The following is a 24091-nucleotide window of genomic DNA, read 5'->3' as shown; positions in this document are numbered from 1 at the left end:
TGAACCGTGGCGGACGACCCGGTGCGTTCCCGCCCACTCGCACACAGCCGTCATCATCCGTTATCCGCGCGTTACCGGGGTGTGACCGCCGGCTCGGGGAGCCAGAGGTGCCGGAATTCCAGACGGGCCGCCTCGACCTCGTGGCGCTGGTCGGCGTGCAGGACACCGAGGGCGTAAGCGGTCGCCGGCGCGATGCGCGGGGTGCGGGCCGCCGTCGCCGAGGCGTTCGCGGCCTCGGCGGCGTCGCGGTGGCGGTCCAGGGCCTCGCCCGCGGCCGCCGGCCGGGTCACGTCCTCGCCCATGGCCTCCCGCGCGTAGCGGTGGACCCGCAGCAGGCGGCGTACCTCGTGCCAGAGCCCGTCGTGGGCCGCGTTGTACGGATGGGCTCCGTCGACCGGCGGCAGCGCCGCGACCGCCGCCGACAGGCGGGTTTCGGCCACCGCCGCCAGCGGGGCCAGTACCTCGCTCACCCGCCCCCGGGCCGCGACCGCGTCCAGCGGGACCTCCGAGGCCAGCACGGCCACCGCATCGGCCACCGCGTGGAAGCGGGAGGAGCCGAGGGCCTGGAGGGTGGCCGAATGGGCCCGCGTACGGGACAGGGTCAACTGGCGCTCCAGCAGCGCGCCCGCCCGCGCCGAGCCCACCGTCAGCGCGCCGGCCGAGCCGCGCGGCGCGGGCAGTTCCGGGGAGCCCGACAGCCGGTGCAGGGCGTCCATCAGCCGGCTCAGCCGGGCCGCGTACGCGTGCTCGTGGGCCAGGGTCGAGGACAGCCACACCAGTTCGGTGCGCAGGGCGTCGGCCCAGGAGGACTCGGTCACCACCCGGAAGGTGGCCAGGGATCCGCCGATGCGGCGCGCAGCCCCCCGCAGGCTGCGCGCCGCCTCACCTCCTTCGGCGGCGTCGGCGGCGGCCCCGCTCCCCGCGTTCTCGGCGTGCAGCCGCATCGCGCGGAGGAAGGCGGTGGCCTGGGCGCGCAGGTACGTGCCGAGCACGTCCCCCGCGTCCGGCCGCGCCGTCTGCGCCGTGGACGGTTTACGGTTTTGATGATCCACGCCGGCGCCTCCGGGCGTCTATGAGCGTCTCCTGTACGTGCCGCAGCGGCTGGCCGTCCGCGTCCGTGCTGTGCCGGGTCCACTCGCCGTCCGGGCCCAGGTGCCAGGAGGAGGTGGCGTCGGACATCCCGGTTTCCAGCATCCGGTCCAGTGCCGCGCGGTGGGCCGGGTCGGCGACCCTGACCAGTGCCTCGATGCGGCGGTCGAGGTTGCGGTGCATCATGTCGGCGCTGCCGATCCACACCTCGGGCTCGCCGCCGTTGCCGAAGGCGAAGACCCGGGAGTGTTCCAGGAAGCGGCCGAGGACCGAGCGGACCCGGATGTTCTCCGAGAGCCCGGGGACTCCGGGGCGCACCGCGCAGATGCCGCGCACCCAGATGTCGACGGGCACGCCCGCCTGGGCGGCCCGGTAGAGCGAGTCGATGAGGGCCTCGTCGACGATCGAGTTCATCTTGAGCCGGACGTACGCGGGGCGGCCGGCCCGGTGGTGGGCGGCCTCCTTGTCGATCCGCGCGATCAGCCCGTCCCGCAGCGAGCGGGGCGCCACCATCAGCCGGCGGTAGGTCTCGCGGCGCGAGTAGCCGGACAGCCGGTTGAAGAGGTCGGAGAGGTCCGCGCCGACCTGCGGGTCGGCGGTGAGCAGGCCGAGGTCCTCGTAGAGCCTGGCGGTCTTGGGGTGGTAGTTGCCGGTGCCCACGTGCGAGTAGCGGCGCAGCTGGTCGCCCTCCTGGCGGACGACGAGCGACAGCTTGCAGTGGGTCTTGAGGCCGACGAGCCCGTAGACGACGTGGCAGCCGGACTCCTCCAGCTTGCGCGCCCACTTGATGTTGGCCTGCTCGTCGAAGCGGGCCTTGATCTCGACGAGTACGAGGACCTGCTTGCCGGAGTCGGCGGCGTCGATCAGGGCGTCCACGATCGGGGAGTCGCCGGAGGTGCGGTAGAGCGTCTGCTTGATGGCGAGGACGTCCGGGTCGGCGGCGGCCTGCTCCAGGAAGGCCTGCACCGAGGTGGAGAAGGAGTCGTACGGGTGGTGCAGCAGGACGTCCCGCTCGCGCAGGGCGGCGAAGATGTCGGGCGCGGACGCGGACTCGACCTCGGCGAGGTCCCGGTGGGTGCCGGCGATGAACTTGGGGTACTTCAGCTCCGGGATGTCCAGCGAGGCGATCCCGAAGAGGGCGGTCAGGTCCAGCGGGCCGGGCAGCGGGTAGACCTCGGAGGCGTTGACCTTCAGCTCCTGCACCAGCAGGTCCAGTACGCCGGGGTCGATGGACTCCTCGACCTCCAGGCGCACGGGCGGGCCGAAGCGGCGCCGCATGAGCTCCTTCTCCAGGGCCTGGAGCAGGTTCTCGGCGTCGTCCTCCTCCACCTCGAGGTCCTCGTTGCGGGTCACCCGGAACATGTGGTGCGCGAGCACCTCCATGCCGGGGAACAGCTCCTCCAGGTGCGCGGCGATGACGTCCTCCAGCGGGACGTAGCGCTGCGGGGAGGCCTCCAGGAAACGGGAGAGGAGCGGCGGGACCTTGACCCGGGCGAAGTGGCGGTGGCCGCTGACGGGATTGCGCACGACCACGGCCAGGTTCAGGGAGAGGCCGGAGATGTACGGGAACGGGTGCGCGGGGTCCACGGCCAGCGGCGTCAGCACCGGGAAGATCTGGTTGCGGAACAGGGTGAAGAGGCGCGCCTGCTCCTTCTCGGTGAGATCGGGCCAGCGGATCAGGTGGACGCCCTCCTCGGCGAGTGCCGGGGAGATGTCCTGCTGGAAGCAGGCGGCGTGCCGGGCCATGAGCTCGCGCGAGCGGGTCCAGATGAGGTCCAGCACCTCGCGGGGCTGCAGGCCCGAGGCCGAACGGGTGGCGACACCGGTCGCGATGCGCCGCTTGAGGCCGGCCACGCGGACCATGAAGAACTCGTCGAGGTTGCTCGCGAAGATCGCCAGGAAGTTGGCGCGCTCCAGCAGCGGGGTCGTCGGGTCCTCGGCGAGCTCCAGCACCCGCTCGTTGAAGGCCAGCCAGCTGCGCTCCCGGTCGAGGAAGCGCCCCGGGGGGAGCTCGTCGCCGTCCTTGTCGTCGTAGGCGTCCAGATCGGCGTCGAGGTCCGGTTCGAGATCGACGTGCGGGCGGTGCGCGGAGATGGAGCCTATGCGGGCGTGGGCTCCGGTGACGGCCCGGCCGGAAGCACTGCCGGGGGTGGTGCCGGGGGCGCTGCCGGGGGTGTGAGACGGGTGCTGGGCGGGGACCTCGGTGGGGCCGGCGCTGGGCTGGTGGCTCATGACTCCATTCTTCCGCGCACGCGGGAGGACTGGCACGTCGGAGGAGTCGGCCGTCAGTCGGAGGCGGGGCTGCATTGGGGGAGGGTCGCAAGCGCGTCTGAATGCTTGGTGAATGGCGCGTGGCTTCCGGGGTCCGGCGCGGTGCCGAGTTGCCTCCCGGCGGGGTGGCGGGGGTGGGGGCGGAGCCGTTGCGGGCCGGGCGCGGCGCCGCTGCGGGGCTCCGCCCCCCGGGCCCCCGCCGGGCGCCGCCCGGACCCGCGCCTCACACGCCGGCGGGGCTGGGATCGGCCGGCGGGGGTGGGTCAGCTTTCTGTGCGGTACATCAGGTCCACCTCGTGGGTGGCGAAGCCGAGGCCCTCGTAGACCGCGAGGGCCGCCGGGTTGTCGGCGTCCACGTAGAGCATGGCCGTCGGGAGGCCCTGGGCCGCCAGGTGGCGCAGGCCGATCGCGGTGAGGGCCTTGCCGAGGCCGCCGCCCTGGGCGCCCGGGCGGACGCCGACCACGTAGACCTCGCCGAGGCCCTCCGCCGCGTGGACCTTCGTCCAGTGGAAGCCGACGAGCTCCCCGTCGCGCTCCGCGAGGAAGAAGCCCTCGGGGTCGAACCACGGCTGCGCCATCCGGTCGTCGAGGTCGCGCTGGGTCAGCGAGCCCTGCTCCGGGTGGTGGGCGAAGGCGGCCGCGTTCGCCGCGAGCCAGGCCGTGTCGTCGGTGCCGGGCACGAAGGTCCGTACGGTCACCCCGGACGGGAGCACCGGCTCGGGCAGCGGCTTGCCCTCGGCCAGCGGCCGGCGCAGCTGGCGCAGCTCGCGGAAGAGGGTGAGGCCGAGCACCTGCGCGAGGTGGCGGGCGGCCGACTTGCCGCCGTGGGCCCATACCCGCAGCCGTTTGCCGGAGGCGGCGAGCAGGGCGGTGCCCATGGCCCGCCCGTGCCCGCGCCCCCGCAGGGCCGGGTGGACGACGAGCTCGGCGGCCGGCGCCTCGACCGGGTCGGTGTCCTCCAGCTGGCCGTAGGCGGAGAGCCGGCCGCCCTCGGTGAGCAGGAAGTGCCGGATCCCCTCGCGCGGCCCGCCGCGCAGCTGGAGCCGTCCCTGTTCGGACACTGCGGTGGTGCCGTCCGTACGTGCGGCGTCCTCGATGAGGTCGAGTACGGCGCTCGCCTGTTCCTCCGTCAGCTCGTCGAGAGTCTGAATCTGCCGTCCCGGCTCCAGGGCCGCTGCTGCGTCAGTCATGACACGAGCCTACGACCGCGGTGGGGAGGGGCGGAGTGCGGGCGCGTGGTCGGTGCTTCTTCTGCGCGTAACCAACGCGATACCGCTACCCCCTGGTAGAGCTACGCGCGTTGACCTTAGGCTTCGCCGGACCTCCCGAGCATTACAGCTGTCACATAAGGGGACTAAATGTCAGCGACGCCACAACGGCACCGCCGAACCCGCCGGTTGACCCTCACCGCCCTCGCCGTCACGGCCGGGGCCGGGGCGATGATCGCGGCCGCACTTCCGGCCGGTGCCGCGAGTGGTGGCGGTGCGGCCAAGAGCCGGACCGTCGATGTGCAGATGCTGTCGTTCAACGACTTCCACGGCACGCTGGAGCCCCCGCAGGGCTCCTCCGGCACCGTGACCGAGCGTCAGGCCGACGGCACCACCAAGGCCATACCCGCGGGCGGGGTCGAGTACCTCGCGACCAGCCTGCGCGAGGCCCGCAAGGGCCACGAGTACTCCGTCACGGCCGCGGCCGGTGACATGATCGGCGGCAGCCCGATGCTGTCCGGGCTCTTCCACGACGAGCCGAGCATCGAGGCGCTGAACAAGCTGGGCCTGAACGTCTCCAGCGTCGGCAACCACGAGTTCGACGAGGGCAAGACCGAGCTGCGCCGCATGGCGTACGGCGGCTGCCACCCGGTCGAGGGCTGCTTCGAGTACGGCAAGGACTTCACGGGCGCCGAGTTCCAGTACCTCGCCGCCAACGTCACGGACGAGAAGACCAAGCGTCCGCTGATGTCGCCCACCTACGTCTGGAAGAAGGGGGACGTGAAGATCGGCTTCATCGGCGTCACCCTGGAGGGCACTCCGGACGTCGTGACCGCCGAGGGCGTCAAGGGCCTCAAGTTCGGCGACGAGATCGAGACGATCAACAAGTACGCCGCCGAGCTGAACAAGCAGGGCGTGAAGTCGATCGTCGCGCTGATCCACGAGGGCGGTCTGCCCGCCAACGGCGCGTACAACTACGACTGTGACGTCCCGGGCGCCGGCGCCGGCATCTCGGGCGCGATCGTGGACATCGCCAAGAACGTCGACTCCAAGGTCGACGCGCTGGTCACGGGCCACACGCACCAGGCGTACGCCTGCAACATCCCCGACCCGGCGGGCAACCCGCGCGCGGTGACCTCGGCGGCCTCCATCGGCCGTCTGTTCACGGACACCACGCTCACCTACGACCGGCAGACCAAGGACATCGTCCGTACGCCGGTCAGCTCGCCCAAGCCGGTCAACAAGGTCGTCACCCGGGACCAGCCCAAGGCCCCGGACATGACCGAGCTGCTCCAGCGCTGGAACACCCTCGCGGCCCCGATCGCCAACCGCCCGCAGGGCTTCATCTCGGCGGACATCCCGGGCCGCGGCTCGGCGGAGCCCGAGAAGCCGCTCGGCGACCTGATCGCCGACGCGCAGCTCGAGGCGCTCGCCCCGGCGGACAAGGGCGGCGCGCAGCTGGCCATCATGAACCCGGGCGGCATCCGTTCGGACCTCGCCTACAAGGCCTCGGGTGGCGAGGGCGACGGCGTCGTGACCTACGGCGAGTCCTTCACGGTCCAGCCGTTCACCAACATGATGAACATCGTGGACCTGACCGGCGCGCAGCTGGTCACCGCGCTCCAGCAGCAGGTCAGCGGACCGGTCAACGGGGTGAGCCCGAAGATCCTGCAGGTGTCGAAGGGCTTCACCTACACCCTGGACATGACGAAGGCGGGCGCGGACCGCATCGTCGTCGACTCGGTGCGGCTCAACGGTGCTCCGATCGACCCGGCCAAGACCTACCGGGTCGCGATGAACGAGTTCCTCGCGGGCGGCGGTGACGGCTTCACCGTCCTGAAGGAGCACAAGAACAAGCTGGTGGGCGCGTCCGACCTGGACTGCTTCAACGCCTACCTGACGAAGAACTCCTCGGCGCAGTCCCCGATCGCCCCGCCGGCGGCGAACCGGATCACCGTCGTCAAGTAGCACTTCGTGCGGTACCCCTGAAGGGGCGGCGGGCCATGGCCCGCCGCCCCTTCGGCCTTTCCCCGGGCCCCGTGGCGCGTGGATCAGAGGGTGGCGAGGAACGCTCCGACGGCCGCGTGGAATCCCGCCGGGTCCGTGAACGGCACGAAGTGGTCGCCGTCGAGGGGCGTGTACGAGGTCTTCGGCCGCCGGGCCGCCATCGCCTCGGCGGTCGCCCGCGGGAGGGCATGGCTGTGGGTGCCGTGGATCAGCAGGGCCGGGCAGTCGCTCGCGAGCCAGGTGTCCCAGTGGTCGCCGCGGCACTCCTCGATGGAGTCGAGCATGTCCTGCGGGTGGAACGCCATGCGCCAGCCCGCGCCGCCGGGCAGTGGGCGCAGTCCCGGGGCGACGAGTTCCTCGGCCGCTCCGGCGGCGGCGATGAGCTCCTCGCGGGTGGGCGCGGTGTACGGGAGGCCGCGCAGGAAGCCGAACCAGTCGGACTCGGCGGGGTGCACCTCCACGGAGGTGTCGACATTGACGAGGGCCGAGACCCGGTGGGGGTGAGCGGCGGCCAGGTGGTAGGCGTTGAGTCCGCCGAGGGAGTGGCCGAGCACGGCGACGGGGGCGTCCAGGCCCAGGTGGTCGAGCAGGGCGACGGCGTCGCGTACGTAGCCCTCGCGGCGGTAGTCGGGCGCGCGGTCGGAGTCCCCGTGGCCGCGCTGGTCGGGGGCGATGACCCGCCAGTCCTCGCCGAGGGCGGCGGCGAGGCCGGTGAAGGCGAGGGCTTCGGACATGCCGCCGTGCAGGGCGAGGAGCGGTCGGCCGGTGCCGCCGAAGTCCAGGTAGGAGAGGGTCCGGTTCTCGGTCTTCAGCTCGTGGCGCATGTGTTCCTGCCTCCCGTTGGCCGTGGGGTCTTTCCGACGGCTCCACCCTGTCAGGATTTGGGCAAGCGCGCAATACGCTTGTCTTGCGCGCTTGCCCAAGTGGGCGGTGGATACGATCCCGGCATGGGAAATCGCGAGGACCTGCTGGCCGGAGCCCGGCGCTGCCTGGAGGAGAAGGGCTACCTGCGCACGACCGTGCGCGACATCGCCACGGCCGCGGAGGTGAGCATGGCCGCGATCGGCTACCACTTCGGGTCGCGCGAGGCGCTGCTCAACCAGGCGCTGTTCGCCGCGATGGAGGAGTGGGCCGCGGGCTCCGGCCGGCTCGCAGGGGAGGGGGAGAGCGCGGGGGAGCGCTACGCCGACACCTGGGACCGCAAGATCCGGGACTTCGGCGAGATGCGCTGGCTGTGGCTGGCCTCCGTCGAGGCCTTCGTGCACGCGCAGTCCTCGCCCGAGCTGCTCGCGATCCTGGCCGAGGGCCAGCGCCGCAACCGCCGGATGGTGGCCGCCGCGCTGCGCGGGGTGCCGGAGTCGGAGGTGTCGCAGGAGGACGTACGCGCACTCGGCTCGATGCACATCGCACTGTTGAGCGGGGTGATGGTGCAGACCCTAACCGATCCGGAGCAGGCTCCGGACGGCCGGGAGCTGCTCCGGGGGCTGCGCGAGATGGTCGGGTTGCTCGAAGACTGACTGCTACCGACGGGTAGTAACTGTGACGTGTGCACGCCATAATCCGGCCATCACCGGGTCGGCGAAGGGGCGGGCATGGTCACGGGCACGAGCACAGGCACGGTCACGGGCACGGGCACGGGCACGAGCACGAGAACAGGCACGGGCCCGGGCCCGGTCACGGGCCCGCGTACCGGCACGGGCATGGGCCGGCGGGCTTTCCTGGCCGGAGCACTGGCCGCGGGAGCGGCCGCCGGACTGGGGGTCGCATCCGCACCGGCCGCCGCGGCGGCCCTCGGCACCCAGGACTGGATGGCCGGCCTCGGCGACTCCACCGCCCTGCAGCGGATGACCATCCCCGGCACCCACGACTCCGGCGCCCGCCACGGCGGGCTCTACGTCGCCTGCCAGAACACCTCGATCACCGAGCAGCTCGACGCCGGGATCCGCTTCCTGGACGTCCGCTGCCGCGTCACCGGCGGATCCTTCGCGATCCACCACGGGTCCTTCTACCAGAACCTGATGTTCGGGGACGTCCTCGTCGCCTGCTGGAACTTTCTCGCCGCGCACCCCTCCGAGACCGTCCTGATGCGCGTCAAGCAGGAGTACTCCGGGGAGAGCGACGCCACCTTCCGCGCCGTTTTCGACGACTACCTGAACAACCGCGGCTGGCGGCCGCTGTTCCGGATCGCGGACTCCCTGCCCTCTCTGGGACAGGCCCGCGGGAAGGTGGTCCTGCTCGCCGACAACGGCGGCCTGCCGGGGCTGCGCTACGGAGACGGCAATGTCTTCGACATTCAGGACGACTGGAACGCCGAGCCCTTCGCCAAGCGCGGCAAGATCGAGAATCACTTCCGCAGGGCCGTCCAGCAGCCCGGCAAGCTCTTCGTCAACTACGTCAGCACCTCGGCGTACATGCCGCCGCGCTGGAACTCCGACCGCCTCAACCCGCAGGTGCACGGCTTCGTCGACGGCGCGGAGATGTCGGGCCGGACCGGGCTCGGCATTGTCCCGATGGACTTCCCGAACACCCGCTCCGGCCTCGTCACCTCACTGATCCGGCACAACTGACGGATCGGAGGGCGGCGGCGCCGGCGCCCCCGGGATCCGGAGCACCGCCTCCGTGCCCGGGCCGCCGTCGGCCGCCGCCCGCAGTTCGGCGCTGCCGCCCGCGCGCGCGACCGTACGGGCCACGATCGACAGTCCCAGCCCGCTGCCGGGCAGGGCGCGGGCCGACGGGGACCGCCAGAACCGTTCGAAGACGTGCGGCAGGTCCTCGGCCGGGATGCCCGGACCGTGGTCCCGTACGGTCAGCCGGCCCGCCCGCAGGGTCACCTCGACGGTGCCGCCGGGCGGGCTGAACTTCACCGCGTTGTCCAGGACGTTGACCACCGCCCGCTCCAGCGCCGCCGCCTCGCCCCGGACGTACCAGGGCCGCAGGTCCGAGTCGAAGCGGAGCTCAGGACCGCGCAGCCGGGCCCGGGACAGTGCGGCGCCGGTGATCTCGTGCAGGGCGACCACGCCGAGCGGGCCGGGGGAGGCCGCGTCCGGCCGGGACAGCTCCTGCAGGTCGCCGATGAGCGAGGCCAGTTCCGTCATCTGCGCCTTGACCGAGGCGAGCAGCTCGCGCCGGTCGTCGGGCGGGATGGCCCGGCCGGTCTCCTCGCTGCGCGCGAGGAGCTCGATGTTGGTGCGCAGGGAGGTCAGCGGGGTGCGCAGCTCGTGCCCGGCGTCCGCGATCAGCTGGGCCTGCCGGTCCTGGGAGGAGGCGAGGGCCGCCGTCATCGAGTTGAAGGACCGGGACAGGCGGGCGATCTCGTCGTCGCCCTCGTCGGGGATCCGGACGGTGAGGTCCTCGGTACGGGCGATGTGCTCGACGGCGTCGGTCAGTTCGTCGACCGGCTGGAGCCCGGTCCGGGCCACCCACAGGCCGGCGGCGCCCGCGCCGACGACCCCGATGCCGCAGACCAGGAGCAGCACCCAGGCCAGGGTGGACAGGGGATTGTCGATGTCGGCGAGCGGCTTGGCCACGGACAGTGCGGCGGGCTGGCTGCCCACGAGGGCGGGCTGCGTGTAGACGCGGACGGGGATGCCGTTGGAGGTGGTCGCGTCGTAGAGAACGGGGCCCCGGCGTCGCTGGGCGACCTCCAGGTCGATCGCGGTGACCTTCAGGGTGTTGTTGCCGTCGACCCAGCAGTGGCCGCCGTCCGGCAGCACGATCTGCACCTGCGCGCTGAGGTTGTTGGCCGCCTGGTCCGGCAGGGGCGGGCCGGGGACGCAGCGCAGCTTGGCGTAGACCTGGTTGGCCTGGGCCGCGGCGTCGGTGGCGCGCAGCGAGCTGTCCAGCTGTTCGCTCAGCTGGGTGCGGACCATCACCCACGACACCGCCGCCACGCCCGCGACGGCGAGTGCCACGGCCACCGTGACCAGCAGCGCGAGCCGCGAGCGCAGCGGCAGCGCGCGGAATCTGGCGGCCGGGCTCACTCGGGCCCGCTCTCGCCGGCCCGCAGGGCGTAGCCGACCCCGCGCACGGTGTGGACGAGACGGGGCTCGCCGCCCGCCTCGGTCTTGCGGCGCAGGTACATCACGTACACGTCCAGGGAGTTGGAGCTGGGTTCGAAGTCGAAGCCCCAGACGGTCTTGAGGATCTGCTCGCGGGTCAGGACCTGGCGCGGGTGCGCCAGGAACATCTCCAGCAGCGTGAACTCGGTCCGGGTCAGTTCCACCGGCCGTCCGGCCCGGGTGACCTCGCGGGTCGCGAGGTCCATGCGCAGGTCGCCGAAGGTGAGCGCGTCCTCCCGGGTCTCGGTGCCCGCCTGCAAGGTCGCGTAGGAGCTGCGCCGCAGCAGGGCGCGGACGCGGGCGAAGAGCTCGTCGAGCTCGAACGGCTTGACGAGGTAGTCGTCGGCGCCCGCGTCGAGGCCGGTGACGCGGTCGCCGACGGTGTCGCGCGCGGTGAGCATCAGGATCGGTGTGACGCTGCCGGAGGCCCGCAGCCGGCGGGCCGCCGTCAGCCCGTCCATCCGGGGCATCTGGATGTCCAGGACGATCAGGTCGGGGGCGTACGAGGCCGCCCGGTCGAGGGCGTCGAGCCCGTCGACGGCGGTCTGCACGGCGTACCCCTCGAAGGCGAGACTGCGGCGCAGGGCCTCGCGTACGGCCGGTTCGTCGTCGACGACGAGGATCCGCGCTTCGCCTTCGGCGGGGTTCATGGATGGGTCTCCCGGGTGTGTTGGCCGGCCGCGGTGTGCGGCGGGTGACGGCGCTTCCAGCCTCGCACGGGCGGGCCGGGTCCCGTCCGCCTAGTGCTGTGGCCGGAAAGGTGTGCCGGGTCGCGGTGTCCGGTGCGGTGCATCGCAAGGCGGAGGGCCGCGGCTCGTACTGGACGTACTTGCGTGGTCCGACAACGCGGCGAGGTGCCGTGCCGGGCGCCGCGACCCGGTGGACCTTTCCGGTCACAGCACTAGAAGACGGTGCCGAAGCCGTCGGCGGCGGATCCGCCGCCGGTGCCGGTGTCCGGGGAGCCGGCCCCGCCGGGGCCGCCCTTGCGGAGGGAGTCCAGGTCGGCCTTGATCGTGTTCACCGGGATGGCGAAGCCGAGGCCGACGCTGCCGGCGGCGGAATTGCCGGAGGCGGGAGAGTAGATCGCGGAGGGCATGCCCACGATCTCGCCGTTCATGTTGACCAGGGCGCCGCCGGAGTTGCCGGGGTTGAGGGAGGCGTCCGTCTGGAGGGCCTTGTACGAGGTGGTGTCGGACCCGGTGTCCCCGTTGAACTGGCGGCCGCCGAAGGAGAACGGCCAGCTGTCCCCGTCCTGCTGCCGGCCCTGGGGTGACTGCTGCTCGGACTTCGGCACCTTCACCTCGCGGTTCAGGGCGGAGACGATGCCGCTGGTGACGGTGCCGGTGAGGCCGTCGGGGGAGCCGATGGCGACGACCTGGTCGCCGACCTTGACGCCGCCGGAGTCGCCGAGCCTGGCGGGCTTCAGCCCGGACGCGCCCTGGAGCTTGATCAGGGCCAGGTCCTTGTCGGGGTCCGTGCCGACGATCTTGGCGGAGTACTTCTTGCCGTTGCTCATGGTCACCTGGATTTCGGCGGCGCCGCTCACCACGTGGTTGTTGGTGACGATCTCGCCGTCGGCGGTGATCACGACGCCGGAGCCGGTGCCCTGGCCGGAGCCGGTGCGGACGTCGATACGGACGACCGAGGGGCTGACCTGCTCGGCGACTCCGGAGACGGTGCCATTGCCGGACTGCGCGACGTTGGTGCCGTTGACGCCGCCGACCGCGGCGGTGGCCTGCCGGTCCATCAGCTGCTGGACGGCGGCCGCGGTGCCGCCGCCGACCAGGGCTGCGGCGAGTGCGACCGCGGCCAGCAGGGCGACGGGCCGCTTGGCGCGCGGTGCGGGGGGCGCGGCGTGGGCGGGCTGGCGCGGGCCGCCGTCCTCGCCCCGGCCGCCCACGCCGGCTCCGCCCGCTGCCGCCGGAACCGTCTCGCCGCGGATGACCGGCGGCTGGTGCGCCTCGTGCCAGCCGGGGGCGGCGGGCGGGTAGGAGGGCGGCGGCGGGTAGGCCGCGGCCCCGGCACCGGTTCCGGCCCCGGTTCCCGTACCGGTGCCGACCCCGGTCTCGTGCGCCAGACGGTCGCGCCCGCGCTGCCAGTCCTCGCCGAACGGCGCGTGCTGGGCCGGGCTGTTCTCCTGCGGGTACTCGCCTTCGCGGCGGAAGCTGTCGGTCATGACAGTGACTCTTCCCGCCGATGATGAGAGCTTCCTGAGCCGGGCCTGAGAAGCCCGACAGAACCGCGTATGCGCGATATGAGAACCGGCCTTGACCCTCGACCTGGTGGAGGTCCCAGAGTCACGGGTGTGGAGAGCGAGATGCACAGCATTGGTGAGACGGGCCGCGACAGCGGATTGGGCGTGAGCGCCCTGCGGTTCTACGACCGCGCGGGCGTCCTGGTGCCCGCCCGGGTGGACCCGGCGACGGGATACCGCTGGTACGCGCCCGAGCAGCTCGACGAGGCCCGGCTGCTGGCCCGGCTCCGGCAGGCGGGGATGCCGCTCGCGGACATCCGGCTCGTGCTGGCGGGCTGGTCCGGCGGCGACACCGGCCTGGTGCCCCGCCTGCTGGACGCCCACCTGCGGCGGCTCGAACGCGAACTCGCCGATGCGCGCGGAGCGCTCGCCACGGTACGCGCGCTACTGGGACCCAAGGAGAACACCATGACCACCACCACCCGCACCGCCCGGCTGACCCTGCCCGCCGCGGAGTTCGCGGCCGCACTGGACGCCGTACGCTTCGCCGTCGGCGGCGACCCCGAACTGCCGGTGCTCGGCGGGATCCTCTTCGACGCGGAGGGGACGGGCCTGCACCTCGTGGCCACCGACCGCTACCGGATGGCCGTGGCCCGCGCGTCCACCACCGGCCACGGCGGCGAGCGGGTGCAGCTGACCGTGCCCGCCCCGCTCGTGGACGCGATGCGGGCCCTGCTGGGCGACGGCTCCACGGCCGTCCTGACCGTGGACGGGGACGGGGTCGAGCTGGAGACCGAGGGCCGCCGGGTGGCCGGGCGGGGCCTCGGCGAGGAGTTCCCCGACTACCGCCGCCTGATGCAGCTGCCCGAGGGGCGCCGCATCGCCCTGGACGTACCGGCCCTGCGACGGGCCCTTGCCGCTCAGGGCGGCGAAAGGTGCGCCCTGGTCCTGACGGACACGGTGACCGTCGCCGACGACGCCTGCGCCGCCGACGCGGACCTCGACGGCGACCGGGTGGGGGTCAACCCCGCCCTCCTCCTCGACGCGCTCGCCGCCGGGGAGGACATGCTGCTGGAGTACGTCGGCCCCAAGGCCCCGCTGGTGCTCCTGCGCCGGGGCACCGAGGACGCCTTCTCCCTGCTGATGCCGTGCACCCTCGACGCGTGACCGCGTGACCGCGTGACCGCGTGAGCCGGTGACCGCGCGCCCTCGTGACCGCGCGGGATCAGCGGCAGCCGCAGGAGCGGCGGATCACCAGGGCGGAGGGGAACTGCTTCAGCCGTTCCCGACGTGAGCCGGCCACGCGCAGGCCGTCGTCCAGCACCAGGTCCACGGCCGCGCGGGCCATCGCCGGGCGGTCCGAGGCGATCGTGGTCAGCGGCGGGTCCGTGAGGGCGGCTTCCTTGACGTCGTCGAAGCCCGCGACGGCCAGTTCCCCCGGCACGTCGATGCGCAGCTCGCGCGCGGCACGCAGCACGCCGATGGCCTGGTCGTCCGTGGCGCAGAAGATGGCGGTCGGGCGGTCGGGCCGGGCCAGGACCTCCAGGGCGACCGTGTACGCGTCGTAGCGGTTGTAGGGGGCCTCGATGAGCCGGCCCTCCACCGAGCGGCCGGACTCCTGCATGGCCCGCCGCCAGCCCTCGACGTGGTCGGCGACCGGGTCGCCGACCGACGGGGTGTTCTCGACGCCGCCGATGCAGGCCACGTACTCGTGCCCGTGCTCCAGCAGGTGGCGGGTGGCGAGCTGGGCGCCGCCGATGTCGTCCGTGACGACGGCGACGTCGTCGATCGCCTCCGGGCGCTCGTGCAGCAGCACGACCCGGGCGTCCCAGGCCTCGATCTCGCTGGCGGCCTGCTCGCTCATGCCCTGGCTGACCAGGATCAGGCCGGAGACCCGCATGCCGAGGAAGGCCCGCAGGTAGTGGACCTCGCGCTCGGTGCGGTAGTCGGAATTGCCGACGAGCACCATCTTCCCGCGCTCGGCGGCGGCCTGCTCGACCGCGTGCGCCATCTCCGCGAAGAACGGCTGACGCGCGTCGGGGACGATCATGCCTATGAGGTCGGTGCGCCGCGACGCCATCGCCTGGGCGACCCGGTCCGGGCGGTAGCCCAGGTCCTTGATCGCGGCGAGTACACGCTCGCGCGTGGCCGGGGCGACCGGCCGGGGTCCGTTGTTGATGACGTAGCTCACGACGGCGGTAGACGTACCCGCAAGTCGTGCCACGTCATCCCGCGTCACCTTGGCCACGCGCGGCAGTCTACGCGGGGTGACCTACCTCTGGGCAGGGCGTCCTGCCGAGTGGATGCTCACAGGATCTTCGGCCGATCGGGTGACGGCCGGGTCCTGCTGCGCGGTCGTCCGCGCCGCGGCCTGCGCGGCCGTCTTGGCCGCCGCCTGCGCCGCGGCCTCCGCCGCCGCCCGCTCGACCTTCTCCGGCGTGACGAAGCGGTAGCCGACGTTGCGGACCGTGCCGATCAGGGACTCGTGCTCGGGGCCGAGTTTCGCGCGCAGCCGCCGTACGTGCACGTCGACGGTCCGGGTGCCGCCGAAGTAGTCGTAGCCCCAGACCTCCTGCAGCAGCTGGGCGCGCGTGAAGACCCGGCCCGGGTGCTGGGCGAGGTACTTGAGCAGCTCGAACTCCTTGAAGGTGAGGTCGAGCACCCGCCCCTTGAGCTTGGCGGAGTAGGTCGCCTCGTCCACCGACAGGTCGCCGTTGCGGATCTCCATCGGGGAATCGTCCGAGCCCAGCTGCTGGCGGCCGGTGGCCAGCCGCAGCCGCGCCTCGACCTCGGCCGGGCCGGCGGTGTCCAGCAGGACGTCGTCGATGCCCCAGTCGGCGGTGACGGCCGCGAGGCCGCCCTCGGTGACGACGAGGATCAACGGACAGCCGGGTCCGGTGGAGCGGAGCAGCTGGCACAGCGACCGCACCTGCGGCAGGTCGCGGCGGCCGTCCACGAGGATGACATCGGCTCCCGGGGTGTCCACCAGGGCGGGGCCCTCGGCCGGGGCCACCCGGACGTTGTGCAGCAGCAGGCCGAGTGCGGGGAGCACCTCGGTGGACGGCTGCAGGGCGTTGGTGAGCAGCAGGAGTGAGCTCACGACCGACCACCTGCCCGGGTCGGACGGTGGTGCACGGTTCGCTGGTCCATCACGTCGGTTCCTCCTCGGTCCCGTCGAGGACGTGCGCGGTACTGCTTCGTACGGCTTGCCCGGTGTCCGGCGGTCCCCGCGCCCTGGGGTCCGCATGGATACCACTGTTCTCGGTTCGTTCAACGTTCTGAAAGCACAAAAGGACCCGGGGGCAACATTGCCCGGATCCTCTCGCCAAGCAGAATAGCCCACCCGCGCTTTCGTGGCAGAGGCTTCTTCCTCTTCCGCTTCTGTGGTTCATCCCACGCTGCCGCCCTGGTTGGGGGCGGGTTTCACCGGATCGGCGGCCCGCCGAGAGGTACCGCCGGGCCCCGGGCGCACACCCGGCGCGTCGGGGCACGCCGGGGTCAGGGGTGGGAGGGGCCATCATGGAGGCCGACGGTAGAGAGCCGACGATAGGAGCTGCAGTGGCAACCGGAACCATCCGCTACTGGGCGGCGGCCAAGGCCGCGGCCAAGACGGCGGAGGAGCCGTACTCGGCGGGCACACTGGCCGAGGCGCTCGACGCCGTGCGGGAACGCCACCCCGGGGAGCTGACCCGGGTCCTGCTGCGCTGCTCCTTCCTCGTGAATGACGAGCCTGTGGGCAAGCGCCCGCACGATTCCGTCCCGCTGACCGAGGGCGGCACCGTAGAGGTGCTTCCGCCGTTCGCGGGCGGGTGAGCGGGAGCCGATGAGCACGCCTGAAGAGCAGCAGCGACAGCAGTACGCGCAGCAGCAGCAACAGCAGCAACAGCAGCAGGATCCGTACGGGACCCAGACCTGGCAGTCCGACACCTGGGACACCAGCTACCAGCCGGTGCACCCGCCGCTGGGTGCGGTGCCCGGGCAGCCGGTCGCGCCCGAGAGCTGGTACCGGGAGGAGGCCCCGGCGGCCCCGGGCCCCTGGCCGGACGGCTACGCCCAGGCCCAGGCGCAGGCTCAGGCACCCGCACCGGACCCGTACCAGCAGGTGGCTCCGGAGGGCTGGTTCCGGGACGAGGCCCAGGCCCAGGGACAGGCCCTGACTCCCGCTGCGGCTCCGGTCCAGGACTGGCCGCAGGGTGCCGAGACGGCTTATCTGCCGCCGTACCCGGGCCCCGAGCACGAGCAGCAGCCGCCGCAGCTCCAGCAGCCGGTGGCTCCGGAGGGCTGGTTCCGGGACGAGGCCCAGGCCCAGGGACAGGCCCGGACTCCCGCCGCGGCTCCGGTCCAGGACTGGCCGCAGGGCGCCGAGACGGCCTATCTGCCGCCGTACCCGGGCCCCGAGCACGAGCAGCAGCCGCCGCAGCACCAGCAGCACCAGCAGCCGCCGGTCGAGCAGACCGCGTACCTGCCGCCGGTGACGGACGTGTCCGCCGCCGAGCAGACCGCGTACCTCCCGCCCCAAGCCGCGGCCTCCGCCCCGGGCGCGGACCCGGCCGAGGTCCCCGGCGAGCCGCAGGAGATCACCTCCTGGTCCCCGCCGACCCTCGCCGGCAACACCGTGCGCGCCGTCGACCCGGCCCAGGCCCGCGCCGAGGGCCGCTCGCCGATCATCGATCCCGGACCGCAGCCCGCCATAATCACCGCCGTCCTCGGACTGCTGCTCGCCGTGGCCGCCGCCCTCGGGCAGTACGCCCTGCTCCTGCCGCTGATCGCCCTCCAGGGCCTCACCGCGGCCGGCTGGTTCCGCCTCAACGGCATGTGGCCGGCCCGCCAGGGCATCGCCCTCGCCTTCGCCGGAGCCGTCGTCGCCGACGTGGCCGTGCTCGCCGTGGACTCCCCGTACGGACCCGGCGCGATCGTGGGCACCCTCGGCGCCTGGGTGCTGCTCACGCTCGTCCTCCAGCTGCGCAGCCACGCCGATCCCGACGAGCGGATGTACGGCCTGATGGCCTCCGTGGCCTCGGCCGCGCTCGCCATCATCTGCGCCGGCTACCTGGCGGCCGATTCCGCCGCCGCCACGGTCGGCGCCGCGGCCGTCGCGGTCGCCGTCTTCACGCGTGCGCTGCCGCTGCCCACCGCCCCGTCGGTCGGCGTCTCGCTGGCCGCGGCCGCCGGCGCCGGCATCGCGGTCGGCGGTATGACCTCGGTCGGCGTGGGCGGGGCCCTCATCGGTCTCGTCGCCGGCGTGTGCGCGCTGGTCGGGCTGCGCGTGGCGGCGTACGACTACCCGTCGAAGTTCGTGCACATGACGGCCGGTGTCGCGCTGCCGCTCGCGGCGGCCGCCCCCGCCGTGTACCTGATCGGCAGGGTGGTGGGCTGATCCCTCCCCGACGAGGGGCATGGTCAACTAGAACGCACGTACCGACTAGTAGGGGGAGGGAACGTGCGTTTCCTGCGCGTCGTTGTGATCATCGGAGTGGTGCTGGGAGCCCTGTTCGTGGGCGTGGACCGCTGGGCGTCCGGCTATGCCGAGAACCAGCTGGCCGAGCGGATACAGGCGCGGCAGGGCCTGGCCGGCTCCTCGGAGGTGGAGATCCACGGATTCCCCTTCCTCACCCAGCTGGCCGGCCGCGAGCTGGACCGGGTCGACCTGAAGCTGCGGGGCGTCGAGATCGCCGCCGAGGGCCGCAAGACCCGGCTCTCCGAGCTGGACGCGAGCTTCCGCAGCGTGACGCTGGACGGTGACTACAGCGGCGGCACCGCCCAGCGGGCCGAGGGCAGCGCGCTCATCACGTACGCGGACCTGACGGCGGCCTCGCAGAGCGGCGCGACCCTCGCCTACGGCGGGGCGCCGGGCAAGGTGAAGGTCACCGCGTCCGTGGACCTCCTCGGCAAGACCCTGACGCACAGCGTGGTGGCGACCATCACCCTCCAGGATGCGCCGGGCGGAAAGGGCGGGAAGATCGTCCGGGTGCGCGCCGACGAGGTGCCCGGCGGGAGCGTTCCGCTGGTCGAGAAGACGATCCGCAAGAAGACCGACTTCGACCGCGATCTCGGCAGCGGCATGCCGGCCGGACTCCAGCTGTCGTCCCTGACCTCGGACGAGGCCGGTGTGCACCTCACGCTGGGCGGCTCGAACGTGGTGGTGGCCGGATCGTGAGACGGTGCGGTCCGATCCGCAGAAGGACGGGCCGCACAACGGGTCCCGGGGGCGGCGCGGCGGCCGCCCGGGGCACTCGGATCCCAATATTCGGACGATCCTGTCTCGGTATATGACACGCCGGTGACAGGGCGGCCGATTCGTCCCTACGATCCATGGCTATGAAGCATCAGCAGGCGGACCTCACGAAGCGACGGGCAGTAGACCTGTGTCGCGTCGCCGCCATGCTCTGTCGATCCATGTGACCTGTGAGCGCATCCGCTCCATCGACCGGACGACGGCCCCACGGCCCTTCCCGCGTGACCGCACCAGAAGCCTCCTGATCCCCTGACGCCTCCCCGCGCAGGACCTCGAGCGCACCCGCAGGCACGCAGCACCGCGTCACCCGCACAGCCCCGCCGCACACTGCCCCGGAGGAGAACACCATGAGCCGCAGCGACGTCCTCGTAGACGCCGACTGGGTCGAGGCCCACCTGAACGACGCCAATGTCGTCATCGTCGAGGTGGACGAGGACACGTCCGCGTACGACAAGAACCACATCACCAACGCCGTCCGGATCGACTGGAAGAGCGACCTCCAGGACCCGGTCCGCCGCGACTTCGTGGACCAGGAGGGCTTCGAGAAGCTCCTCTCCGCCAAGGGCATCTCCAACGACGACACCGTCGTCCTCTACGGCGGCAACAACAACTGGTTCGCGTCCTACGCCTACTGGTACTTCAAGCTCTACGGTCACCAGGACGTGAAGCTCCTCGACGGCGGCCGCAAGAAGTGGGAGCTCGACTCCCGCGACCTGGTCGACGGCAAGGACGTCCCGAACCGCCCGGCCACCGAGTACAAGGCCAAGGCCCAGGACACCTCCATCCGCGCCTTCCGCGACGACGTCGTGGCCGCGATCGGCTCCCTGAACCTGGTCGACGTCCGTTCGCCCGACGAGTTCTCCGGCAAGCTGCTCGCCCCGGCCCACCTCCCGCAGGAGCAGTCGCAGCGCCCCGGCCACGTGCCGAGCGCCCGCAACATCCCGTGGTCGAAGAACGCCAACGACGACGGCACCTTCAAGTCGGACGACGAGCTGACCGCCCTCTACGAGGCGGAGCAGGTCGATCTGGCGAAGGACACCATCGCCTACTGCCGCATCGGTGAGCGCTCCGCGCTCACGTGGTTCGTGCTGCACGAGCTCCTGGGCCAGGAGAACGTCAAGAACTACGACGGTTCGTGGACCGAGTACGGCTCGCTCGTGGGCGTGCCGATCGAGCTCGGCCCCAACAAGTAACCAGACCACCGGGCACGCGACGCCCTCGTAGTACGACCTCTCTAGGACAGGACAGAGAACATGTGTGGAGCACAGATCGGCGGGCCCGACCTCGCGACGCTGAAGCCCGGTGAGACCGCCATCCAGGGTCAGATCACCAAGGACGGCGAGCCGGTGTCCGGCTACGTCCGCCTGCTGGACTCGACCGGTGAGTTCACGGCCGAGGTCCCGACCTCGGCGACCGGCCAGTTCCGCTTCTACGCCGCCACCGGCTCCTGGACGCTGCGCGCGCTCGTCCCGGGTGCCCAGGCGGACCGTGCCGTGGTGGTCGCCGAGGCCGGCGGCGTGACGGACGTGGCGATCGCGGTCTGAGCACCGCCCAGGTGATCGCCTGAAAGAACGGCCGAAGGGCCGCACCCCCGGGGGTTGGACGCCACTGGAACGGGGTGCGGCCCTTCGTGCCGTCCGGACGGGTCCGCGCCCGTCCGGACGTCTTGCGCCCGGGGGCGGCGGACCTACGCTGGAGGCATGTACGCCCGGCGCCGACGCGCCTACTTCCTGCTGATGGGCGGATGCCTGGTCCTCTTCGTCTCCGCCTGGGCCGTCGTGCGCCTGTGGTCGGTCGAGGCCGCGGTGGCCATGTGCGTGGTCGCGATGGTCATTCCGCCGGTCGCCGCGATGATCGCCAACCGGCGCGGCCCGGACGACCGCTGGTGGGACGACCCCTCGGGCGATCCGAAGTCCGACGAGTGGTGGGACGAGCTGGACGGGAAGCGGCGCCACGAGGACTGAAACGCCGCGAGACGAGAATGTGATCCACATTCGTACAACTGCCCTCCTCCGGTACGGGTCATGGGGTACGCGCGGGTAAGCAACCCGCGCCACCAGGCTTGTGGGGGACCCTTTTGGAACACGAACAGACCATCCCTGAGCAGCGGAACACGGGGGAGGCCGGGGCAGATCCGCACGTTCCGGATGCTCCGGAATCCGCCGACTCCCCGGATGCGCCGGCCGACGCTCCGGCCCCGCGTCCCCGCCGGGGGCGGGGCCGTACGACGATCCTGATCGCGGGCGCGGCCGTGCTCGGCGTGCTCGCCGGTACGGTCACCGGCTACGCGGTCCAGTACCACCGCGAGCCCACCCCCCTGGCGCCGCTGGCGCAGCAGGACGTGAAGGGCCCGAAGCCGCTGGCGGTCAACGACACGACGACCCTGCGCTCGATCAACGCCAACCGCTGGCACAAGGCGGACGAGGACCTCGTCAAGAAGCTGGTGGAGGTCCCCGGCGGAGCCCAGAACGTCTTCTCGGGCCCGCAGTCCCCGGACGAGTTCTCCATCGACCACTTCGCGAAACCGTCCGGTGGGGTCGGCGGCATCATCGCCGACGGCGTCCGGCGGATCGCCTCCGTGCACTGGTCCGTGGACGACCGGGACTTCGTCGAGATCACCCTGCTCCAGTTCCGGAACCGCAGGGGGGCCGAAGAATTCCAGGCGGGTGTGAACAGCTACATGCCGACGAAGAAGTTCGCGGGCAACAACGGCCGGGAGGTTCCGGGCGTTCCCGATGACTTCGGCCAGCTGTGGATCGACTCCGAAGCCGACGAGAAGCCCGGCTACCACCCGCTCCGCCACGGCACTGCGATCGTCCGCCGCGGCGACATCGTCATGCACCTCAAGTTCACGAACAACCGCGGCAAGGTCGACGCGAACGCCGTCGCCGAGCTGGCCAAGCGACAGATGGAGCGGCTGTGAGCGAGCGGCAGAACGTGACCGACGCCGTGAAGGCCGGCACGCCGGAGCCGGCCGTGCCCGCAGAGCCGGCCGTGCCGGAGGCGGCGGCGCCCGAAGCCGTGGCGCCCGAAGCCGTGGCGCCGGAAGCCGTCGTGCCCGAGGGGGCGGCGCCGGAAGCCGTCGCTCCCGAGCCCGTGGCGGCTGAGCAGGCCGTGCCCGAGCCCGCTGTGGCCCCGGCCGTTGTGCCCGAGGCCGTGGCGGCGGAGCCGATTGCGCCTGAGCCCGTCGTGCCCGAGGCCGCCGTGGCCCCGGTCGTCGCCCCTGAGGCCGTCCAGGAGCCCGCGCCCGCGCGCAGGGCGAACCGTCGGACCGTCAGGCTGGTGGCCGCCGCCGTGGGCGCCGTCGTCCTCGTGGGCGCCGGCCTGGGGGCCGCGGCCGCACTCGGCGATGCCGACCGGACCGCGCCCACCCGCTACTGGCTGGCCGAGGACGCACCCGTCGCCGAGGCGGGCGAGGCGCCGTCCGTACCGGCCAACGAGCTTCAGAGCAAGCTGCTGCCGCTCCCCAAGGACTACTGGCTCGGCCCCGACGTCGACGCCGAGGGCAACAACTACTTCATCTCGGGCGAGCGGGCCCTGCAGATCGCCAAGGAGGACCACACGGGTCTCTCCGGCGACGAGCGCGCGGAGCGCGACAAGGCCCTCTCCGGTCTGAAGCTCAAGGGGGTGGCCGGACGCAGCTACGCCAGGCGCCACGGCGCCGGCGCGTCGGTGGTCGAGATCCAGCTCATGCAGGCGGATCCCCAGCAGCTCGCCCAGTTCGGCGAGTTCAGCAAGAAGATCCTCTCGCTCGTCGACGCCGACGGGAAGGCGCCCAAGGTGGACGGCTTCCCGGACGCCAAGTGCATGCTGACCCCCCTCATCCGGGAGAAGGACGAGAAGATCGACGCCCTCGACTGCCTGGCCGTCCAGGGCGACGTGATGGTGAGCTTCCGGGTGTACGGGTCCGGGGACTTCCTGCCCAATGACGCAGCGGCCCTGTTCAAGGAACAGCTGAACCACCTCAAGTCCCCCGGAGAGTCCGCGTGAGCGAGCAGAACACCATCGACGCGACCCCCGCGGCCGCGGCCGCGGGTCCGGAGGCCGCGGCCGCGGTCGAGGACGCGCCGGCGCCCGGCCCCGGGGCGGCCCCGGAAGCCCTGCCCAAGGACCGCCGCCGGCTGTTCGCCGCACTGCGCTGGACCGCCGCCGTCGCCGTCTTCGCCGTCGTCGGCGCGGGCGTCGCGTACGGGATCACCCGGACCGAGCGCACCGACATCCCCGGCCTGTCCACCGAGAGCGACGGCCGCTGGACGTTCCCGGCGCTCTCCAGGCCCGCGCTGCCCGCGGGCGCCCCCGTGCCCCAGGGCCCGGACAACAAGGACGAGACGCACTACGCGGTGCTCTCCGGCCTGCTCCTGCCCGCGCCCGAGGGCGCGAAGACCGACGACGCGTTCAAGGCGGACAAGGGCGGGGCGGTGTCGGTCGACGCCTTCCTGGAGGAGTACACCCCCGAGGCCCGCGAGAAGCTGAAGCAGCAGCTCGAATGGGACGGGCTGCGCCAGATCACCGGGCGCGGCTGGACCATGGCGGACGGCACGCGTACCCACGTGTACCTGCTGCGCTTCCACGCGTCGGGCTTCGTGGACGCCTTCAAGGGCTGCACGTTCAACGCGCCGCTGGACGGCGTCTCGGCCCTGGACCTGGACGACGTCTGGAACAAGGCCAAGAACACGCAGGCCAGCAGCCTCCCGATGGGATTCCCGGGGTCGGGCGTGATCGGCGAGCGCGAGGTCACCGTGTACCAGGAGGTCCCGCCCGTCCTCGGCGACGAGCAGACCAAGATCGGCTGCCTCCAGGCGGGTGACATCCTGGGCATGGTCGTCCAGACCCGCAAGGGCGAGGTGGCCCCCGTCCCCTTCCACCAGACCGTGCTGCTGCAGGGCCAGCTCCTGAGCTGACCGCCGGGGCCGTGCCACGGTGCCCGGCCCCGGCCGGGCACCGGCGGGCGCACGGGTGCGGCCCACCTCACCGCGTGTGCCGGTCCCCGGGCCAGTAGGCTTGGGGACCGGCCCCGTACAGCCCCGAA

23 protein-coding genes are annotated in these 24091 nt (G+C 72.4%); 14 read left to right on the top strand and 9 right to left on the bottom strand.

All coding sequences use genetic code 11. From position 1 onward, the window contains the following. Positions 1 to 71: 71 nt before the first annotated feature. The 3 genes from OG444_RS18290 to mshD all read right to left on the bottom strand — a co-directional run bounded on the left by OG444_RS18290 (position 72) and on the right by mshD (position 4550). Complete coding sequence (locus tag OG444_RS18290) at positions 72 to 1052, bottom strand: CHAD domain-containing protein (protein ID WP_327263196.1); 981 nt, start codon at positions 1050 to 1052, stop codon at positions 72 to 74. Beyond that, a complete protein-coding gene (locus OG444_RS18285) occupies positions 1033 to 3321 on the bottom strand; it encodes an RNA degradosome polyphosphate kinase (protein ID WP_327263195.1) in 2289 nt (762 codons plus the stop codon). The genes OG444_RS18290 and OG444_RS18285 overlap by 20 nt, the downstream gene beginning before the upstream one ends. A gap of 302 nt (positions 3322 to 3623) precedes the next feature. Beyond that, on the bottom strand, positions 3624 to 4550 hold the full coding sequence (gene mshD / locus OG444_RS18280; protein ID WP_327263194.1) for a mycothiol synthase: 927 nt from the start codon (positions 4548 to 4550) through the stop codon (positions 3624 to 3626). Between the two features lie 168 nt (positions 4551 to 4718). Between mshD and OG444_RS18275 the strand changes: the two genes are divergently transcribed. Next, on the top strand, positions 4719 to 6536 hold the full coding sequence (locus tag OG444_RS18275) for a bifunctional metallophosphatase/5'-nucleotidase (RefSeq protein WP_327263193.1): 1818 nt from the start codon (positions 4719 to 4721) through the stop codon (positions 6534 to 6536). An 83-nt stretch (positions 6537 to 6619) separates the two neighbouring features. Here OG444_RS18275 and OG444_RS18270 read toward each other — a convergent pair whose 3' ends face one another. After that, entirely contained in the window at positions 6620 to 7399 is a 780-nt protein-coding gene (locus OG444_RS18270; RefSeq protein ID WP_327263192.1) for an alpha/beta fold hydrolase, read from the bottom strand. A 123-nt stretch (positions 7400 to 7522) separates the two neighbouring features. Here OG444_RS18270 and OG444_RS18265 point away from each other — a divergent pair, with 123 nt between their 5' ends. Both OG444_RS18265 and OG444_RS18260 read left to right on the top strand, forming a co-directional pair. Next, positions 7523 to 8092, top strand: coding sequence for a TetR/AcrR family transcriptional regulator (locus OG444_RS18265; RefSeq protein ID WP_327263191.1), 570 nt, complete (start codon positions 7523 to 7525; stop codon positions 8090 to 8092). A 183-nt stretch (positions 8093 to 8275) separates the two neighbouring features. Continuing rightward, positions 8276 to 9142, top strand: coding sequence for a phosphatidylinositol-specific phospholipase C (locus tag OG444_RS18260; RefSeq protein ID WP_327266838.1), 867 nt, complete (start codon positions 8276 to 8278; stop codon positions 9140 to 9142). Here the strand turns inward: OG444_RS18260 and OG444_RS18255 are convergent. From OG444_RS18255 to OG444_RS18245, 3 genes are all read right to left on the bottom strand, one after another. Next, the gene (locus tag OG444_RS18255; protein WP_327263190.1) at positions 9122 to 10555 is read right to left on the bottom strand and encodes a sensor histidine kinase; all 1434 of its coding nucleotides are present in this window, start codon (positions 10553 to 10555) and stop codon (positions 9122 to 9124) included. The two genes, OG444_RS18260 and OG444_RS18255, sit on opposite strands and share 21 nt — an antisense overlap. Further along, entirely contained in the window at positions 10552 to 11283 is a 732-nt protein-coding gene (locus tag OG444_RS18250) for a response regulator transcription factor (RefSeq protein WP_327263189.1), read from the bottom strand. The genes OG444_RS18255 and OG444_RS18250 overlap by 4 nt, the downstream gene beginning before the upstream one ends. 251 nt (positions 11284 to 11534) lie before the next feature. After that, positions 11535 to 12809, bottom strand: a complete 1275-nt coding sequence (locus tag OG444_RS18245; protein ID WP_327263188.1) for a S1C family serine protease — start codon at positions 12807 to 12809, stop codon at positions 11535 to 11537. A 141-nt stretch (positions 12810 to 12950) separates the two neighbouring features. On the opposite strand from OG444_RS18245, the gene OG444_RS18240 reads away from it, so the two are divergent. Then, positions 12951 to 13994 carry a DNA polymerase III subunit beta family protein gene (locus tag OG444_RS18240; protein WP_327263187.1) on the top strand — a complete coding sequence of 348 codons (1044 nt, stop codon included), beginning with the start codon at positions 12951 to 12953 and terminating at the stop codon, positions 13992 to 13994. A gap of 58 nt (positions 13995 to 14052) precedes the next feature. On the opposite strand, the gene OG444_RS18235 is transcribed toward OG444_RS18240, so the two are convergent. After that, positions 14053 to 15075 carry a LacI family DNA-binding transcriptional regulator gene (locus OG444_RS18235; RefSeq protein ID WP_327263186.1) on the bottom strand — a complete coding sequence of 341 codons (1023 nt, stop codon included), beginning with the start codon at positions 15073 to 15075 and terminating at the stop codon, positions 14053 to 14055. A gap of 24 nt (positions 15076 to 15099) precedes the next feature. After that, on the bottom strand, positions 15100 to 15927 hold the full coding sequence (locus tag OG444_RS18230; RefSeq protein ID WP_327263185.1) for a response regulator transcription factor: 828 nt from the start codon (positions 15925 to 15927) through the stop codon (positions 15100 to 15102). Positions 15928 to 16385: 458 nt separating this feature from the next. Here OG444_RS18230 and OG444_RS18225 point away from each other — a divergent pair, with 458 nt between their 5' ends. The 10 genes from OG444_RS18225 to OG444_RS18185 all read left to right on the top strand — a co-directional run bounded on the left by OG444_RS18225 (position 16386) and on the right by OG444_RS18185 (position 23963). After that, positions 16386 to 16640, top strand: a complete 255-nt coding sequence (locus tag OG444_RS18225; protein WP_030387258.1) for a MoaD/ThiS family protein — start codon at positions 16386 to 16388, stop codon at positions 16638 to 16640. 10 nt (positions 16641 to 16650) lie between these two features. Beyond that, positions 16651 to 18204 (top strand): hypothetical protein, encoded by a 1554-nt coding sequence (locus OG444_RS18220; RefSeq protein ID WP_327263184.1) that lies wholly within the window; start codon positions 16651 to 16653, stop codon positions 18202 to 18204. 63 nt (positions 18205 to 18267) lie between these two features. Continuing rightward, positions 18268 to 18984, top strand: a complete 717-nt coding sequence (locus tag OG444_RS18215) for an LmeA family phospholipid-binding protein (protein ID WP_327263183.1) — start codon at positions 18268 to 18270, stop codon at positions 18982 to 18984. A 155-nt stretch (positions 18985 to 19139) separates the two neighbouring features. Then, on the top strand, positions 19140 to 19229 hold the full coding sequence (locus tag OG444_RS40775) for an Ms5788A family Cys-rich leader peptide (RefSeq protein ID WP_350875872.1): 90 nt from the start codon (positions 19140 to 19142) through the stop codon (positions 19227 to 19229). Between the two features lie 180 nt (positions 19230 to 19409). Next, on the top strand, positions 19410 to 20255 hold the full coding sequence (locus tag OG444_RS18210) for a sulfurtransferase (RefSeq protein ID WP_030387261.1): 846 nt from the start codon (positions 19410 to 19412) through the stop codon (positions 20253 to 20255). Positions 20256 to 20315: 60 nt separating this feature from the next. Continuing rightward, complete coding sequence (locus OG444_RS18205; RefSeq protein WP_030011783.1) at positions 20316 to 20606, top strand: DUF1416 domain-containing protein; 291 nt, start codon at positions 20316 to 20318, stop codon at positions 20604 to 20606. Between the two features lie 156 nt (positions 20607 to 20762). Then, positions 20763 to 21026, top strand: a complete 264-nt coding sequence (locus tag OG444_RS18200; protein ID WP_052875676.1) for a DUF3099 domain-containing protein — start codon at positions 20763 to 20765, stop codon at positions 21024 to 21026. A gap of 113 nt (positions 21027 to 21139) precedes the next feature. Continuing rightward, positions 21140 to 21985, top strand: coding sequence for a hypothetical protein (locus OG444_RS18195; RefSeq protein ID WP_327263182.1), 846 nt, complete (start codon positions 21140 to 21142; stop codon positions 21983 to 21985). Continuing rightward, on the top strand, positions 21982 to 23052 hold the full coding sequence (locus tag OG444_RS18190) for a hypothetical protein (RefSeq protein ID WP_327263181.1): 1071 nt from the start codon (positions 21982 to 21984) through the stop codon (positions 23050 to 23052). The genes OG444_RS18195 and OG444_RS18190 overlap by 4 nt, the downstream gene beginning before the upstream one ends. Continuing rightward, a complete protein-coding gene (locus OG444_RS18185; protein ID WP_327263180.1) occupies positions 23049 to 23963 on the top strand; it encodes a hypothetical protein in 915 nt (304 codons plus the stop codon). Before OG444_RS18190 ends, OG444_RS18185 begins: the two co-directional genes overlap by 4 nt. Positions 23964 to 24091: the final 128 nt, after the last annotated feature.

It is taken from the genome of Streptomyces sp. NBC_01232 (assembly GCF_035989885.1).
Taxonomy (GTDB): domain Bacteria; phylum Actinomycetota; class Actinomycetes; order Streptomycetales; family Streptomycetaceae; genus Streptomyces.
The sequence above is the reverse complement of the archived record's forward strand: the minus strand, read 5'-3'. Positions and strand labels throughout refer to the sequence as shown.